The 17045-nt window shown below is 73.6% G+C and carries 13 protein-coding genes and 3 tRNA genes; 8 read left to right on the plus strand and 8 right to left on the minus strand.

The genetic code is table 11. The features are described 5' to 3' along the window. Positions 1-24 precede the first annotated feature (24 nt). A complete protein-coding gene (locus tag E4P40_RS03245) occupies positions 25-1533 on the plus strand; it encodes a metallophosphoesterase (protein WP_135157233.1) in 1509 nt (502 codons plus the stop codon). A gap of 23 nt (positions 1534-1556) precedes the next feature. Next, on the plus strand, positions 1557-1895 hold the full coding sequence (locus E4P40_RS03250; protein ID WP_135157235.1) for a hypothetical protein: 339 nt from the start codon (positions 1557-1559) through the stop codon (positions 1893-1895). Between the two features lie 8 nt (positions 1896-1903). Here E4P40_RS03250 and E4P40_RS03255 read toward each other — a convergent pair whose 3' ends face one another. Then, on the minus strand, positions 1904-2542 hold the full coding sequence (locus E4P40_RS03255) for a hypothetical protein (RefSeq protein WP_135157237.1): 639 nt from the start codon (positions 2540-2542) through the stop codon (positions 1904-1906). An 86-nt stretch (positions 2543-2628) separates the two neighbouring features. On the opposite strand from E4P40_RS03255, the gene E4P40_RS03260 reads away from it, so the two are divergent. From E4P40_RS03260 to E4P40_RS03270, 3 genes are all read left to right on the plus strand, one after another. Beyond that, positions 2629-2701: transfer RNA gene (locus E4P40_RS03260), tRNA-Glu, on the plus strand. A gap of 30 nt (positions 2702-2731) precedes the next feature. Beyond that, positions 2732-2805: transfer RNA gene (locus E4P40_RS03265), tRNA-Asp, on the plus strand. Between the two features lie 24 nt (positions 2806-2829). Further along, a tRNA-Phe gene (locus E4P40_RS03270) sits at positions 2830-2903 on the plus strand. A gap of 139 nt (positions 2904-3042) precedes the next feature. Here the strand turns inward: E4P40_RS03270 and E4P40_RS03275 are convergent. The 4 genes from E4P40_RS03275 to E4P40_RS03290 form a co-directional block, all read right to left on the minus strand. Then, complete coding sequence (locus tag E4P40_RS03275) at positions 3043-4380, minus strand: hypothetical protein (protein WP_135157239.1); 1338 nt, start codon at positions 4378-4380, stop codon at positions 3043-3045. A gap of 168 nt (positions 4381-4548) precedes the next feature. Next, positions 4549-5592: a glycosyltransferase gene (locus tag E4P40_RS03280; protein WP_245160112.1), complete on the minus strand. Its 1044-nt coding sequence runs from the start codon at positions 5590-5592 to the stop codon at positions 4549-4551. A 157-nt stretch (positions 5593-5749) separates the two neighbouring features. Continuing rightward, a complete protein-coding gene (locus E4P40_RS03285) occupies positions 5750-7435 on the minus strand; it encodes an FAD-dependent oxidoreductase (RefSeq protein ID WP_135157241.1) in 1686 nt (561 codons plus the stop codon). Then, positions 7428-8312, minus strand: coding sequence for a hypothetical protein (locus E4P40_RS03290; RefSeq protein ID WP_167762087.1), 885 nt, complete (start codon positions 8310-8312; stop codon positions 7428-7430). The genes E4P40_RS03285 and E4P40_RS03290 overlap by 8 nt, the downstream gene beginning before the upstream one ends. Before the next feature lie 165 nt (positions 8313-8477). On the opposite strand from E4P40_RS03290, the gene E4P40_RS03295 reads away from it, so the two are divergent. Then, positions 8478-11072: a DUF4062 domain-containing protein gene (locus E4P40_RS03295; protein WP_167762088.1), complete on the plus strand. Its 2595-nt coding sequence runs from the start codon at positions 8478-8480 to the stop codon at positions 11070-11072. On the opposite strand, the gene E4P40_RS03300 is transcribed toward E4P40_RS03295, so the two are convergent. Next, positions 11056-11745 (minus strand): phosphodiesterase, encoded by a 690-nt coding sequence (locus E4P40_RS03300; protein ID WP_135157247.1) that lies wholly within the window; start codon positions 11743-11745, stop codon positions 11056-11058. The genes E4P40_RS03295 and E4P40_RS03300 overlap by 17 nt on opposite strands. Before the next feature lie 244 nt (positions 11746-11989). Between E4P40_RS03300 and E4P40_RS03305 the strand changes: the two genes are divergently transcribed. Both E4P40_RS03305 and E4P40_RS03310 read left to right on the plus strand, forming a co-directional pair. Further along, entirely contained in the window at positions 11990-12208 is a 219-nt protein-coding gene (locus tag E4P40_RS03305; protein WP_135157249.1) for a hypothetical protein, read from the plus strand. Positions 12209-12449: 241 nt separating this feature from the next. Further along, positions 12450-14594, plus strand: coding sequence for a transglycosylase domain-containing protein (locus E4P40_RS03310; protein WP_135157251.1), 2145 nt, complete (start codon positions 12450-12452; stop codon positions 14592-14594). Between the two features lie 205 nt (positions 14595-14799). Here the strand turns inward: E4P40_RS03310 and E4P40_RS03315 are convergent, their stop codons facing one another. Together E4P40_RS03315 and E4P40_RS03320 are read right to left on the minus strand one after the other, a co-directional pair. Next, positions 14800-16113, minus strand: a complete 1314-nt coding sequence (locus tag E4P40_RS03315; RefSeq protein ID WP_135157253.1) for an AMP-binding protein — start codon at positions 16111-16113, stop codon at positions 14800-14802. Continuing rightward, positions 16110-16991 (minus strand): MBL fold metallo-hydrolase, encoded by an 882-nt coding sequence (locus E4P40_RS03320; protein WP_135157255.1) that lies wholly within the window; start codon positions 16989-16991, stop codon positions 16110-16112. Before E4P40_RS03320 ends, E4P40_RS03315 begins: the two co-directional genes overlap by 4 nt. Between the last annotated feature and the right edge of the window lie 54 nt (positions 16992-17045).

The following is a 17045-nucleotide window of genomic DNA, read 5'->3' on the forward strand; positions in this document are numbered from 1 at the left end:
TCCGGTCTCAGTAGCGTGGCGCAGATGACCGGGCCGCCTCCTCCCGAGCCCGCGCCGGAACCGGACGCGACCGCGCCGTCCCCCTGGGTCCGCCGCGGTCGGACGACCGGGCGCTGGGCGCTCCGCGTCGTCGTCGCGCTCACCGGTGCGCTCGTCGCCGTTCTCCTGTTCGGCCGGATCTCCGCGCCCATCGGCCCGTTCGACGCGACGCTCGCCTTCCGTCCGTCGCTCGACGGCGGCGCCGCCGTCGCCGTCCCTCCGCTCGGGGCGCTGTCCGTCGACGTCTACGAGGGGCCACTGCGTCTGGACGTCGCGCTCCAGCGGGTCGACCAGGACCGGGCTCGGGCCCTGGCGACCGACCCGGTCCGGCTGGCCGGCGTCGTCGACCAGGTCAGCGCGGACCTCCGCGGAGCGGTCGTCCGTCTTGCCTGGACGACGGCCGCGGTGGCGCTGGCCGGCGCGGCGGTCACCTCGCTCGTCGTCCTGCGTCGCCGCCGCGAGCCACTTCTCGCCCTCGGCGTCACCGGCGCCCTCCTGCTCGGGACGGCGGGTCTGGGTGCGCTCACCTGGCGGCCCGAGGCGCTCTCCCAGCCGACGTACACCGGCCTGCTGGTGAACGCGAACAGCCTGATCGGCAGCGCCGAGGACATCGTCGCGCGCTTCGACGCCTATCGGGCCTCCCTCGAGGACCTCGTCGCCAACGTCGGCAACCTCTACGCGACCATCTCGGACCTGCCGGCACCCGGCGGCACCGGCGACTCGGTGGCCTTCCTGCACGTCTCCGACCTGCACCTGAACCCCGCCGGGTTCGACCTCGTGCGGCAGGTGGTGGACCAGTTCGGGGTCGACGCGGTGCTGGACACCGGCGACATCACCGACTGGGGCAGCGAGCCGGAGAACCGGCTGATCACCACGGTGGGCGACCTGGACATCCCCTACGTCTACGTCCGGGGGAACCACGACTCCGCTGCGACCGCGGCGCTCATCGCCGCACAGCCGAATGCCACGGTCCTCGCCGGCACCGCCGTGACCGTGGCCGGCATCGGCATCGTCGGGGTGGCCGACCCGCGCTTCACCCCCGACAAGACCACCGGTGACGACGACGCGGGAGACGAGGTGCTCGTCCAGACGGGCGAGACGCTGGCAGAGGTGGCTCAGGAGCAGCCAGAACCCCCCGCCGTCGCCCTCGTCCACGATCCGAAGCAGGCGCCACCGCTCGACGGGGTCGTCCCGCTGGTCCTGGCCGGGCACACGCACGACCGCGAGGTCACCGAGCTCGAGGGCGGCACCCGGTTGATGGTGCAGGGGTCGACCGGTGGCGCAGGTCTGCGCGGGCTGGAGGGGGAGTTCCCCGAGCCGCTGACCTGCACCGTCCTCTACCTCGACCCCGACACCGGTGAGCTGCAGGCCTACCTCGAGATCACCCTCGGCGGGCTCGGCGAGACCGAGGTGACCATCCAGCGCGTGGTCATCCCACCGGACGACGGCGCCGACAGCCCGGACGCCGGCGACCCGGCGTCCCCGACCGGATGACCGGAGCGCCCTACGCTCGGGTCATGGCCTCGCGAACCACGACCCGCCCCACCCGGATCGCCGCCGCTCTCCTGACGGGCGGACTGCTGCTCGCCCCGTTGACCGCCTGCACGTTCAGTTCGAACAACGTCTCGTGCAGCCCGAGCTCCTGCACGGTCACGCTGACCGGCGAAGGCGCGGAGGCCGAGATCCTCGGCACGACGCTGTCCTTCGGCGGCATCCAGGACGGCCGGGCCTCGCTCAGCGTCGGGGGCGCCAGCGTGTCGTGCGGCGAGGGCGAGAGCGTCACCGCCGGGCCGCTCGAGCTGCAGTGCTCGAGCATCACCGACGACGGCGTCGAGCTCACCGCCTCCCTGAACTGAGCTGCCGATCAGCCGGCGTCGGCGACCTCGACCACCACGCGGGTCGGGTTCTGCAGCGCGTACACCCGGAACGGGTTGCGGCCGGTGGTGCCGACGAAGGCGACCGTCGTCCCCTCGTACGTGGCGTCGAAGACGACCTCGGTGACCACCTCGGTGTCCGCGGCCGTCAGCGGCCCGCCCGAGTATTCAGTCACGCCGGTGTCGTAGGGGTAGCCGGCACCGGTGAGCGTCACCTGGAGGATCGCCTCCCCCGCGACGTCGACCGCGTCCCCGCTGCCCTGCGACGCCGCGTCGTCGACGTACTGGACGTCCCAGCCGGGGGTGCCCGTGCCACCGACGTCGAGGACGACGCGGTCGAAGCCGTCGTGTCGGCCGAGCCGGATGTCGCTCACGGTCACCCGGGCGTCGGCGGAGGGCTCGGCGGTGTCGGGGTCGGCGTTCGCGGGGAAGGCCGGCGCGTCGGTCGACCCGTCGTCCGCCGTCGCGTCGTCGGTGGCCGGCGCCGCCGACGAGTCCGACTCCGCGGTGGTGGAAGAGTCCGAGGACGCGGCCTGCGTCCCGGGCTTCTCGCCGCAGCCGGCCAGCACCGCCGGGCCCACCAGCAGGGTCGACAGGACGAGGACGACGGCGCGCGATCGGGTGCTCACGGGGGAAAGCTTCGCAGCCTCGCGCCCCCACGCCGGGGTACGCCACGGGGCCATGTATTGTTTCTCCCGCCCCCGGCGAACTACGAGCCCCCATCGTCTAGTGGTCCAGGACGCCGCCCTTTCAAGGCGGTAGCACGGGTTCGAACCCCGTTGGGGGCACGCACCACCAGCACGTGAGTTCCACGGTCTGGCCCTGTAGCGCAGTTGGTTAGCGCGCCGCCCTGTCACGGCGGAGGTCGCGGGTTCGAGTCCCGTCAGGGTCGCTCTCCGGTGCACGCACCGGCGAGGGGCAGGTAGCTCAGTCGGTACGAGCGCTCGCCTGAAAAGCGAGAGGTCGGCGGTTCGACCCCGCCCCTGCCCACAGAGAAGCCCTGCGGCCCCGTCGATGCCCGAGGACAGAGACAAGGCGTCGTCAGTTGTTCAAGCCAGGTACAGGGAACTGGCCGGCTCGCGCGACGTCGGGGCGTGGACACCCTCTGCTTGGCGCGTCGATGCGCAAGTCAAGCTTGTCCATTGGGCGGGTCGTGTTCATCGTGGACCGGCCACTGGCGATGCCGAAAGGCCGAAATCCGCGTCGTCGCGTCACCGTAGCCCCAGGACAGCGTCCCTAAGAAGAACGCTACCGGCGTGAGCCATAGGCTCCAACCGAGGGCCAGGCCCAGTCGATCGTCGAACTCGACACCTGAAGCTCCTGACTCCGCGGCCACCTCGAACGCGCCGATCACGATGGTGATGAACACGAACAGTGCGATGACAACGAGGGTGATTCCGAACGGCACGACGAGGACGGCGATCGCAGCGAGCGTCAGAAGGACCGATTTCAGGCCAAGCAACAGGCGCGTGGGAATTGTCGTCCGCTTCACCTCCACGTCCGTCACGCCCGAGCGGTCCAACAAGAGCCTCATGAAATACGGGTTGCGCTCGTACGCCGTGTGCGCCGTCAGGAGCCAAGCCCGTCCGGCGAGAGCATGGTCGTGAACGGGTCCGAAGGAGTCAGCATGGCGGAGCTTGCCCGCGACCAGATCCAGCCGATCCCGGATGTTGTCCCAACAGATCCCGCTCGGAAGGCGATGTGAGCCGGTGGCGACGAGAAGTGGCCAGAAGAACCGAATCTTCTCCAGGGGGCTGCCGATCGTGATGAGGTTGGTGACGAGGGAGCGGGCCGGTCCGGAGCTGAGGAACGCACGGCGCCGGGCCGGTGTCTGTTGCACGTGACCGGTCAGTCCGTGATAAGCGACGACGCTGCCGAGACTGTGTCCTACGACGATGACCCGGGAACAACCGTCTCTCGCGGCACTCTCCAACGCAGCTGCGAAACGGCTCATCACCCGGTCGCTCACGTCGCGCAGTTTCGAGTCGTCCGGCAGGGCGAGCCCTGCAGAGTTCAGGTAATTGGTGACGTCACCGGCCTCCTGTTCGAGCACTCGTGGGAGTCGACGGAACACGACTCCCACCAGCATGATGAGTACGGGAAGGACGACCATGATCGGCCGCAGGACGACGGTCCAGATCATCACCTTGACACCGGGCTTGTCCGCATACAGTCCCTGGCGCCAATTGAGCCAGGGGAACCAGGTGATCTCGGTGGCGGTAAAGGCGTCGAAAGTGCCTTGAACGGCGTCGGGGGTGAGAACGTCCGCCCACCAGGCTTCGTAGACGCGAAATGTGCGCCCGCTCACCGAGACCGCGGCGTGCCCACGCTGTCGGCTGGTGAGGCCGGCATCGCTCACCGATCCAGTGAGTCCGTTGAGGAACTTGTCGAGAGTTTCACCGTGCGTCTTCTCACCGATGCCGTGAACCAGGACGATCCCGATATCCCCTTGAGACTCGCGGCCCATGCGCCACAATGTGGCATCCGATCCGTGTTCGCGGGCCTCCCGGACGCGCCCCCGGGCTCACCGCCGAGCACGTCAGGCGCCAGGGGACAGCGGTCGCTCCCTCGTCGGATAGCCGCTGGTGTCGAATGACGGACCCGGAAGGGTGTCGTCGCCCGTCTCCGTGAGACCTCAGGCCCAGCTGCGGTCGCCGGCCACTTGGGCGTACACGTCGGCGTGCACCTGGCGCACCGCCGTCCGCTGCTCCGCCCGCCAGGCGCGGTCGGCCGGACGCAGCATCGGCCGGGTCAGCGCCACCGACACCGCGGCCGACAGCGAGACCGGGTCCACGCCGTTCCGCTCGTGCGCGCCGTAGGAGACGACCTCCGACCACTGGTCGGCCAGCCAGCCGCAGCCCGGCGCGACGACGCGCGTCCCGACGTCCCGGCAGATCTCCAGGTCGCGGGAGTGGGTTCCGCAGCGCTCCGGCAGGACCGCGACGTGCAGCTGCTGCAGCTCCGCCGTCCACCCCGCCGGCAGGTGCACGGCCAGTTCGACGGCGCCGGAGGCGACGAGGTCACGGACGGCGGGATCGAGGTCCAGCACGTCGACGGCGTCGACCAGCACGCGGAGCCGGCCGCCGCCGGACACCGCGCCGGACAGTGCCGCGCGCACCAGCTCCCCCGGGTCGGGCACCGCCGACGACGCCGGCCCGAGCCGCACGCCGACCAGGCCCCGCTCGGACCCGAGGTCGGGGTCCGGCACGGCGACGGACGGGTGGGCGACGACGATCGCCGTCCGTCCGAAGCGCGCCGCGATCTCGTCCGCGGCACCGCGCGTGAGCGTGAGGACCACCTCGGCGGTGGCCAGCACGGCCTCGAGGTGGGCGTCCATGACGGCGTCCCAGCGGGCGCCGGCCGGATGGCTGGGTGCGCGCAGCTGGTGCACCGTCACCACCAGGGGCAGCCCGAGCCGGCGCACCGTCTCCGTCCAGCACTGCCCGGCCATCTCGGCCACGTGCGAGTACCCGGTGTGCAGGTGCAGCACGTCGATGTCCGCCGCGTGCTCGGTCAGGTAGGACACGTCGAGCCACGGGCTCGGGTCACCGGTCGGACCGACCCGGACGACCCCCGTGGGCAGGACGGCGTCCTGGTAGGGGCCGGCGTGCGGAACGGTGGCCACCCGGGTGCGGCCCTCGGCGAGGGCCCCCCGTTCAGGAGGGTCTGCGGACGTCACGCGGTGGGAGCACTCCTCGTGCGGTCGAGCGCGACGCAGCGAGAAATGCCGCTCGACGATGAGCCGCCGGCCGCGGGGTTTCGAGCCGGTCAGGTCTCCGGCCTACCCCGGCCCCGCGCGCGTCAACCCGGAACGGACACCATCGTGTGACCGGCGGTCACACCGGGGAACTCGCCAGCGCGGCCAGGTGGGCGTGGACGAGCGTGACCGCCAGCGCTCCCTCCCCCACGGCGGAGGCGACCCGCTTCACCGAGCCGGCTCGCACGTCCCCGGCCGCGAAGACGCCGGGCGTGCTCGTCTCCAGCAGCGCGGGCGGCCGGTCGAGCGGCCAGGCCGGCTCGACGCCGTCCGCCATCAGCTGGCTCCCGGTGAGGAGGAATCCCCACCGGTCACGGGCCAGTACGCCCGCCGCCCAGTCGGTCCTCGGCTCGCTGCCGATCAGGACGAACAGCACGGCGTTCTCGACGGTCTCGCCCCCGGTGTCGAGGTCCCGGACGGTGACGGTCTCCAGGAAGTCGCTGCCCGTGCCGCCGACCACCTGCACGCGGGGGCGGATCTCGACGTTCGGGAGTGCCTCGAGCTCGCGGATGAGGTAGTCCGACATCGTCTCGATCAGGGACGGGCGCCGGATGAGCACGGAGACCTTGTCGGCGTACCGGGAGAGGTGGACCGCGGCCTGGCCGGCGGAGTTGCCACCCCCGATGACGAAGACGTGCCGGCCACGCATGGCCGGCGCCTCGGCCACCGCGGCACCGTAGAAGACCCCGCGGCCGGTCAGCGCCTCGAGCTCGGGCACGCCGATCCGCCGCCACGCCGCGCCGGTGGCGACGACGGCGCTGCGACTGACCACCGCGGTGCCGTCGTTGAGCGAGAGGCGGAGCAGCCCGTCCTCGCGGGTGATCCCCTGGGCGGCGCGCATGAAGTGGAAGGTGCTGCCGAAGGCCCAGGCCTGCTGGTACGCGTGGAAGGCGAGCCGGTTCCCGCTGATCCCGTCCTTGAAGCCGGGATAGTTGCGGATCATCGAACTCGTCCCGGCCTGTCCACCGATGGCCTCGGGCTCGAGCACGAGGGTGTTCAGCCCCTCGGAGGCGGCGTAGACGCTGGCGCCCAGGCCCGCCGGTCCCGAGCCGAGGACGACCACGTCGAAGACGACGCTCGTGTCCAAGGGCGTGAGCAGACCGAACGCGTCGGCGATGTCGAGGTCGCTGGGGTCCTCCAGCACCGGGCGCTCGGGTCGGAAGCGGAGCTGGACGACCGGCAGCCGGGGCTCGGCCAGGTCGAGGCCCTCCAGCATCGACCTCCCCTCGGCGGAGCCGGCGTCGTAGAAACCGAGCGGGATGCGGTTCCGGGTGAAGCTGTCGCGCAGGTGCTGGGCGCGCTCCGACCACCGGTCGCCGATCATCCGCACGGCCTCGAAGCCGCCGCCCTGCCGCGCCGACCACTCCTCGAGGATCTCGGTGACCGCCTTGTGGAACTCCTCGTCGCCGACCACCTCCGGGACGTAGAGCCACCGGTCCAGCTGCCCGAGGGTGACGGCCTCGAAGATCGGCCGGGCGGTCTCCCAGGCGCCCCACCGCACCACCGCGACCGCCATCGCGCCGGGGTGGTCGCGGTGCAGGCCGCGCAGCACCTCCAGCCCGTCGTCGTCGGCGCCGCCGAGGCCGCCGAAGAGCGCAGCCACCGGCAGGCCGCCGGCCAGCCGGTGGGCGGCGTCCTCGGGCTGGGAGCACGGCACGACGGCGTAGTCGGCGCCGTATCGCCGCTCCAGTTCCCGGGTGACGGTGCTCCGCGCGTCGTCGTCCCGGGTGAGGACGACGAGCGCCGCGCGCCGTTCCTCAGCCACGGTGCCGGGCGGCGCGGACGGGCGTGGGGGCGAGCCGCCAGCCGGCCGCGCCGGTCAGCACGACGCCGACGGCCAGGGCCACGAACAGCCAGGAGCCGGCCGAACCCCAGTCCAGGGTCCCGGAGAAGCGGGCCACCCCGACGAGGACGAGGACGCCGAACACCGTGTACGCGATCGCCGCCGTCCGGAGCCGGCGCAGGTCGCCGGCCACGGACGCCAGTGCCGTCGCCAGGCCGAAGGCGAGCAGCCAGGCGGCCACGACGCGGGCGGTGAACGGCGACAGCGGCCACGGCCAGACGGAGGTCGTCGTCGGGCGGACGTAGAGCAGCGCGCCGACCACGAGCAGCGCGGCGGACTCCACGGCCAGGGCGACCCGCAGGACCACCGGCACGGGGTGGCGCGGTGGCGGGTCGTCGCCACCTGCCCGCTCCTGCACGACGATCAGCACGAGCATCGCGATCGGGACGACGATGTAGACGGCCAGCCAGAACCAGGCCGCGGCCTTCGCGAGGAAGTCGAGCCCGCCGAAGTCGTCGTCGAAGTGCATGCGGTTGATGTGCAGCAGCGTCGCGGTGGTCGTGAGGACGACGAAGACGAAGATCGTGAACACCGGCACGCGGCTGTGCGCCCACAGCGGATCCCGCAGGCACAGCACGACCAGCACGAAGCCCGCCGCGTAGCCGGCGCCGATGAACGCAGCGGTCAGCGGCGGTTCGATCGTCCAGGCGAACGTCTCCTCCGTCGACTCCGCGAGCACGAACAGCGCTCCGGTCGCCAGGGCGGTGAGCACGGCGAAGGCGCCGAGCAGGATCCGCATCCCCGAGTGCAGGGGCCGGTGGACGGCCGGGGACTCGAGGGTGGTCGGGGCAGGGTCCACGGGGGCCTCCCGCGCGAATCGGGCCCCCGTGCACGGATTGTCGAGCGGCACGATCGAACCACCGCGCCTCCCCGCTGTCATCGCCTTTCCGGGCCGCGGCGCATTCTCCGGCGCCTAGACTCCGCGAGCGACGACCGGGCACATCCTCGGACGGCGGGAGGGCTCGTGGCGGGAGCGGAGACGGAGCTCGCCGACGCACCCGGGATCATCGCGACCCCCGACCGTCGGCTGCGCGTCTTCGTCTCCTCGACGCTCGAGGAACTGGCCGCCGAGCGGGTCGCCGTCCGTGCGGCGATCGGCCGGCTGCGCCTCACCCCGGTCATGTTCGAGCTGGGTTCCCGGGCCCATCCGCCCCGCGAGCTCTACCGGGCCTACCTGGAGCAGAGCGACGTATTCGTCGGCATCTACGGCGAGCGCTACGGCTGGACCGCCCCGGACATGGGGATCTCGGGCCTGGAGGACGAGTACGAGCTGTCGACGGACAAGCCCCGCCTCCTCTACGTCAAGCGCACCGCTCCGCAGCGAGAGCCGCGGCTGGACGACCTGATCGTGCGGATGCAGGCGGAGAGCGGATCGTCGACCACGCCCTACGACGATCCCGGCGAGCTGGCCGACCGGGTCGCCGACGACCTCGCCGTCCTGCTGACCGAGCGGTTCACCCGCCCCGCGGTGCCCACCCTGCCCGGGCTGTCGCCGGGCTGGCTGCCCACGCCGACGACGCCGCTCGTCGACCGCCGCACCGAGCTCGCCCTCGTCCTGCGCCTGCTGCGGGATCCCGCCGTACGGCTCGTGACGCTCAGCGGGCCCGGGGGCATCGGCAAGACCCGGCTGGCGCTGGCCGCTGCGCAGGAGCTCGTCCCGGAGCGGGACGCCGTCTGGCTCGCCGACCTGCAGTCGCTGCGGGACCCCGGTGACGTGCCGGGGGCGATCGCCGCCGCGGTCGGTGTCTCGGTCGAGGGGCGCCGTCCGGTGCTGGACCTGGTGGCCGACCGCCTCACCGGCAAGCGGGTGCTGATCCTCGTGGACAACCTCGAGCAGGTGCTCGACGCGGCGCCCGAGCTCGGCCGGCTGCTCTCGCGGTGCCCCGACACCCAGCTGCTGGTGACCAGCCGCCGCCTCCTGCGGGTGCGCGGCGAGCACGACGTCCCGCTGGGTCCGCTCGGTCTGCCGCGGACCGGAAAGACCGATCCGGGGACGATCGCCGACGCGCCGGCGGTACAGCTGTTCCTCGACCGCGCCCGGGAGGCCGATCCGGACTTCACCGTGGACGGCGCATCGGCGACGGCCGTCGCGGAGGTGGTGCGCCGCCTGGAGGGTCTGCCCCTGGCCATCGAGCTGGTGGCCGCCCGGGTGCGCACGCTGCCCCCGGCCGTGCTGCTCCGGCGGCTGACCAGTGGCCTGGACCTGGGGGGCCGCGGGATGGACATGCCCGACCGGCAGCGCACCCTCCGGGCCACGGTGGCCTGGAGCCACGACCTCCTCGACGAGGACGAGCGCGCCCTGCTGGCCCGGCTCTCGGTCTGCTACGGCGGCGCGACGCTCGACACCGCCGAGGCCGTCGGTGCCGGCGACGAGGGGCTCGACGTGCCGGAGGTCCTCTCCTCGCTGGTCGCGCACAGCCTGGTGAGCCCGACCGACACCTGCGAGGGCGAGCCGCGCTTCCGCATGCTCGAGGTGGTCCGCACCTTCGCTGCGGAGCGTCTGCGGGAGCGCGGGGAGGAGGAGGCCACGCGCGAGCGGTGGGCCGACCACCTCGCGACGATCAGCGCCGCGGCCGGGGTCGGGCTGTCCGGCCCGGACCGGCCGGTGTGGGAGGCCCGGCTGGAGGCCGAGACGACCGACCTCGAGGAGGCTGTGCGCTGGGCCGTGGCCGCCGACCGGGCGGAGCTCGCGGTTGCTCTCACCGCTCCGCTGGCCCGCTGGTGGTGGGCCCGCGGGATGCTCGTGCCGATGGCGGAGATCGCCGACGCCACGGCCGCCCTGCCGTCGGCGGCCGCCCTGGCACCGGGGGCGGCCGACCTCCTCCGGTGGGCCCGCGGCACGATGCGCATCGCGCTGGGGCGCACCGCCGAGGCGGCGCCTCTGCTGTCGGCGGTCGTGGACAGGGCGCGCGAGCGGGGCGACCCGTGGTTGCTGGGCCACGGCCTCGTCGGCCTGGCGATGACCCGTTCCCCCGACGACCCGGAGCTTCCCGGGCTGTTCGAGGCGGCGGTCGAGGCGCTGCGGCGCAGCGGCGACGACTGGTCGATCGCCTTCGCCCTCGTCCCCCACGGGGACGTCGCCCTCCTGGCCGGCGACGTCCCGGCGGCGCTGCGGGCGCACGAGGAGTCGCTGGCGCTGGCGCGCGGGATCGGCGACGACCACCTGGTCGCCACCCTGCTCGACCAGCTCGGCCTCGACGCCCTGATGGCCGCGGACGCGACCACGGCGCGCGAGCGGCTGACGGAGGCGGCCCGCCACCACCGGGCGATCGGCGACCAGGAGGGGCTGGCCAACTGTCTGAACGGGCTGGCCGGGCTGGCGCTGCTGCAAGGCGATGCCCTCACCGCCGCCCGGCTGTGCGGCACCGCCGACGCGCTGCGGACGAAGCTCGGCGTGGCCGTCTGGCCGCTGCTGCAGTCGCTGGTGACCGGCCTGGCCGACGGCATCCGGGCCACCCTCGGCGACCAGGACCACCGGCGCGAGTGGGCCGCCGGCGCCGCGCTGGATCCGTGGGAGGCCCTCGACAGCGGGCTCGCCGCCGTCAGCGTCCCCGCGTAGCCCTCCGGCCGGCCCGGGCGCGCTCGTAGGCGGGTGCCCGGAACCGGGCCATCGGCCCGTCGGCGACCAGGCCGGGCGGCGGGTGCTGCACGGCGTCGAACCGGACGTCGGGATCGAGCGACGGCACCGGACGGGTGAGGGTCAGGCAGCCGATCGGCTGCCACCGGCCGAGGCCACGGGCGGCGAGCACGGTGAACCGCAGGTCGGCCCGGTCGACGTCGCGGGCCAGCGGCCGCGGATCCGAGGGGACGTCGCGGGCTTGCGCCACGGCGGCGAAACGGATGCTCCCGGCGTCGGAGCGGTAGCCCATGATCGACGAGTAGAAGGTGGCCGCGTCGCGCCGGGGCACCGGCACGAGCCGGGTCAGGGCGCTGCGGCCGGAGGTCGTGAGGAGCAGGTCGACCGGCTCGCCCCCCGTCGGCAGCCGGATCGCCAGGCCCAGCAGATCCGGCAGGGAGGCGGGCAGTCCGGCTCCCCGCGACAGCCGCGCGACCGCCGCATCGCGGGCGGTTCCCGCGAGCCACGGCACGCCCCAGTCGGGGCCGCCGCGCCGGTCCAGCACCGCGTCGAACACCGCTCCCCGCGGGTGCATCGGCTTGCCGCCGCGCCACCTGGCGAGGGCGCCGAGCGGCGCACCCACGAGCCGGCCGGCCGTGCGGGGAAGGTCGCGCACCACATCCTCCTCGTCGTCGAGGCGTCTCCCTACCCACGCCGCACGGTCCGGCACGCCCCCGGCACGGGCCGTCGGACGTGACGCCCGTCTCTCCGCAGGTCAGCGGCCCGGCGGCGCACGCCGGACGGCCATCGGCGACCGTGCCGTCAAGCGGCGAAGTCTGCGCAACCGGCGGCCGATCTTCGGTGAGATCTGCCCGTACCGATCCGGTGACACGGAACGTTCCCACGCTTACGTTCTGTGCATGGTCTCGACGCTTCTGGTCATCGGCGGTGTGCTCGTAGGGCTGCTCGTGCTGCTGGCCCTGATCGTCAGCCTCAGCGCCCGGCCGCAGACCGCCGCCCGCGAGGGCGGAACCCCGGACCGTGTGCCGTCGTGGGTCGTCGACGCCGGCCGGCCGCACCCGGACGCGTGGTCGCCGCTGTCGACGACGACCACCAACGAGATCCCCGCCGTCCGCTGATCACCTGAGCCCCGGTGTCCCGGCGGCTGCGCTCGACGCGCCGCCGGGACGGTCCGGTATCCCCGGGTGCCATGTCCGGGAAAATGGCACCCCGGCGGGCCTGGCCGAGGTCGCGCCCCGGTAACGACGCGCACGAGCGGCTGTCGGAGAACCCGGTGGTGCGTCACGATTTCCCCGGCTCACCGTGGAGTCGCGCCCGGCCGTCGGGTCCGCAATGCCCCCGGTGTGGACGAGGTGGTCGATGTCGCGTCGCGCGCATCCCCGGCTGCGGGCCCTCGGGATGCTGCTGTTCGTGGCGGTGCCCGTCACGGGTGCGCTGGTCGCTGCCCTGCTCATGCCCTGGGTCGTCGGCCCGGGGCTGGCCGCGCGCTCGTCGGCGAACCTGCTCAGCCCGCTGCCCACCGAGCTCGCCGAGGGCACCCTCGCCGGCAACACCGTCGTCCTCGCGGCGGACGGGTCGCTGATCACCTACTTCTACCGGAACAACCGCACCCCGGTCGCCGCCGAGCAGATCGCGCCCGTGATGAAGCAGGCGCTGGTCGACATAGAGGACTCCCGGTTCTACGACCACCGGGGCCTGGACGTCGAAGGCACCCTCCGCGCGCTCGCCCGCAACGTCGTCGCGGGATCGGTCGTCGAGGGCGGGTCCACCATCACCCAGCAGCTGGTGAAGCAGTCGCTGCTGCAGGCCGCGGTCAGCGCGGAGGAGCGGGCAGCGGCCACCGAGGAGAGCGTCGGACGCAAGCTCCGGGAGGCGCGGCTCGCACTGGCCCTGGAGCAGCAGCTGACGAAGGAGGAGATCCTCACCCGCTACCTCAACATCGTGTACTTCGGCCGGGGGGCGTACGGCATCCAGGCAGCGGCGCAGCGGTACTTCAGCGTGAACGCCGCGGACCTGACGCTGCCGCAGGCGGCCATGCTGGCCGGCCTCGTGCAGACACCGGCGAACGACGACCCGATCACCAATCCCGAGGGTGCCCACCAGCGCCGCAACCAGGTGCTGCAGCGGATGCACGTCCTCGGGCACATCACCGACCAGGAACTGGCCGAGATCCTTCCCCAGCCGGTCGCGGTGACCCCCTCGGAGCCGCCACCGAACGGCTGCGTGGACGCGTGGGCCGGCTTCTTCTGCGACTTCGCGCAGCGGCACCTGACCCAGGCGCTGGGCATCTCGCAGGAACGGCTCGACAACGGCGGGCTGACCATCCGGACGACGCTGCGGCCCGACATGCAGGCCGCCGGCGACCTGGCGGTGCTGGCGGACCTGTCGCCCGGCGATCCCCTCGCCGCCATCTACACCTCCCTCGAGCCCGGCACCGGCAAGGTGCTCGCGATGAGCGTCAACCGGCGGTTCGGCTACGACGCGAACGACCCCGCCCAGGAATCGGTCAACCTCCACGTCGCCCCGAGCCAGGGTGCCGGGTCGACCTACAAGGTCTTCGTCGCGGCCTCGGCGCTCGAGCGGGGCATCCCGCCGTGGCACGTGATCAGCACCAGCGACCCGTACGTGTCCCGCGTCTACAAGAACGGGACCGACCCGTACACCGTCCGCAACGCCGGCCGGTACCCGTCGACCCTGCCGATGACCGAGGCGCTGGTCCGCTCGTCCAACACGTACTTCGTCGCCCTGGAGGACGAGCTGGGCAGCGTCGAAGGACCGGTCCGGATGGCGCAGCGCATGGGCCTGTTCTCGCTCGATCCCGTGGCCGACCAGGTGGTCAACGAGAACCGCGGCTCGTTCACCCTCGGTGCGGAGGCGACCAGCCCGATGGCCCTGGCCAGCGCCTACTCGACGCTCGCGGCGAACGGCACCCAGTGCGACCCGATCCCGGTCACCGAGGTGCTCGACCACACCGGCGCCCCGCTGACCGGTCCGGACGGGGTCCCGTTGAACACCGCGCCGTCCTGCACGCCCGACGCGGTGCCCCCGGCCGTCGCCACCACGCTCAACCAGATCCTGGTCGGCGACACCGCGCTCCCCATCGGCACCGGCACCCGCGCCGCGATCCCGGGCCACGAGATCGCCGGCAAGACGGGCACCAGCCAGAACCGGTTCTCCGTGGCCTTCGTCGGCTACACGCCCAAGTACGCCGGCAGCGTCATGTTGCTCAACCCGAAGTCCAACCAGGACCTCGGCGGGTACGGCGGCCGGCTGGCCGCACCCATCTGGCGCGACGCGATGCTGCCGATCCTGGCGGCGGAGCAGGCCGTCCCCTTCCCGCCCGCCGGGATGCCGCTGAACGATCCGCGGCCGCCACCGCCCCCGCGTCCGGACCCGCCGGAGGAAGAGGAACCACGGCCGGCCGAGGAGCCGCCGCCCGCCGAGGACCAGGGGCGGCCGGAGGACCCCTTCGACGACCCGTTCTTCGAGGACGACGACGAGTGACCTACGGCTCGGTCATCAGCTCGGCGGCCCGCTCGCCCAGCAATCACGGCCGTGGCGACCGGTCCCCGCGTGGGCACCCGGGGCAGTTAGGCGCGCTGGATCCCGCGACCACGCGGCCGCGCTGCACCGGCACCACGACGCCGGGGGTGAGTTCCGACGGCACTTCCGGGCCGCGGGGTGACCGGGGACGACGACGTCCCAATCCTCAGACACTCCGGAGCCCGAGCACCTCCGGCAGGTCCAGCCGGCGGACCTTGCCCGTCGAGGTGCGCGGCAGGTCGTCGAGCCGGTGCAGGCTCTTCGGCCGCTTGGCCGGGCTGAGCCTCTCGCGGGACCAGGCCGCGAGAGCGGCGGGGTCGGCCGTGCCCACGTAGGCGGCGACCACCTGCTGGCCCCACTCCTCGTCGGGGATGCCGAACACCGCGCTCTCCACCACCTCCGGATGGGCGTCGAGGACCGCCTCCACCTCCGCGGGGTAGACGTTGACGCCGCCGGAGATGACGAGGTCCTCGCGCCGCCCGTCGAGCCAGACGATCCCGTCGTCGTCCACCCGGCCGAGGTCGCCGACGGTGACCAGGTCGCCGCGCCAGGCCGCCGCCGTCTTGTCCGGCGCCCGCCAGTACTCGAACCGCGCCCAGGGCGGCACGGCGCACCACAGCTGCCCTCGCTCGTCGGTCTCCAGCCGCCGTCCCGGGCGGGCACGGCCGACGCTCCCGGGGTGGGCGAGCCAGTCCGCCGGCGAGCAGACGGTGAACTGCGCCTCGGTCGAGCCGTAGAACTCCCAGAGGGTGCCGTCGGGCAGCGCGTCGAGGACCGCCCGCTTCAGCGGGGCGGGGCAGGGCGCGCCGGCGTGCACGAGGCGCCGGAACGACGACCAGTCGACGTCGCCCAGCGCGAGCAGCCGCTGCAGGTGGGTCGGCACGCAGAACGTCGTCGTGGGCCCCAGGGCCGAGATGACCCCGGCGGCCCGGGCTGCCTCGAACGGCCCGGGCAGCAGCACCTCACCGCCCGCGAGCAGCGTGTGGACGGCGAACCGCAGCGGCGCGCTGTGGTGCAGCGGTGAGAGGACCAGGTGCCGGTCGCCGGGCCCGAAGCCCCACAGGTCGATCTCCTCGGCGGCCAGTGACCGGGCGTCGTCCCCGGTCAGCACGCCGGACCACACGCCCTTCCGCCGGCCCGTCGTCCCCGACGTGTAGTGCATCGGCCGGGCGAGCGGGACCTCGGCGAGGTCGGCCTCGGCCTCCCCGAGCAGCCGCGCCGGGTCCTCGCCCACGTCGAGTGCGGCGTCGGCGTCCTCGGCCAGGGCGGAGCGCTCGGCCGCCGGCAGGGCCGGGTCGAGGACGACGGGGACGATGCCGGTGCGCAGCGCGCCGAGCACGACGGCCAGCAGCGCCGGCGAGGCGGCCGCGGAGACCAGCACGCGGTCCCCGGCGACCAGCCCGGCCGCGGCGAGGGAGGCGGCGGCCCGCCGCTGGTCGCGTTCGCTGCCGGCGGCGTCGACGACCGGGACGTCGCTCACGCCAGCCGGACCGGTTCGGACGCGTCCGCCTCGATCCCGCCCTCGACCCGCCCCTCGGCGCGGAGCTTGTCGAGGGTGGCCCGGGTGGACTGCGCCGCGGCCGGCCACAGCTGGTGCGGCACCTCGGCGTAGACGGTGGCCACCAGCTCGTCCACCGTGGCCGGGCCCTCCGCGAGGGCCCCCAGGAGCTGGTGCTCCCGGTAGGCCCGGTGGGCGAGGTAGAAGTCCAGGACGGCGCCGGGATCGTCGGTCAGCTCGGGCCCGTGCCCGCAGTAGAGGGCGCTGGGACCGAGGTCGTGCACCCGCCGCAGCGAGTCCAGGTACGCGACGACGTCCCCCTCGGGATGGGTGACCACGGACGTGCCCCTGCCCAGCACGTGGTCGCCGACGAGGACGGCGCCGGATTCCAGCCGGAAGGCGAGGTGGTCGGCGGTGTGCCCCGGCGTGGGGACGACGCCGAGGGTCGTGCCGGCCAGCGCGAGTCGCTCGCCGGCGGCGAGGACCCGCCCCCGCGGGCCCGCGACGGCGGGCGTCGCGGCGGCGACCTGCGCCCCGAAGTGCTCCCCCCACGGCAGCGCGGCCTCCGCGTGGTCGCCGTGGTGGTGGGTCACGAGAACCGTCACGCAGCGGGCGTCCCTGGCCGCGAGCGCCGCCTCGACCGCCGCCAGGTGGGCCGGGTCGTCGGGCCCCGGGTCGACGAGCACCGCCTGGCCGCTGCCGGGTGCGCCGACGACGTAGGTGTTGGTGCCGTCGAGGGTCATCCCGGACGGATTGGGGGCCAGCACCCGCGTGACCAGCGGCTCCAGCTCCGCCGTGCGCGGCATGCTGCCCGGGACCGCGAGGCCCCAGCTCGTACGCGGGTCGACAGGCACGTCCACGCCCGCACGCTAGCCGTGCGACTGCGCCCCCAGCTCATCGGCCGCTAGCCTCGC

Source organism: Blastococcus sp. CT_GayMR20 (assembly GCF_004570345.1).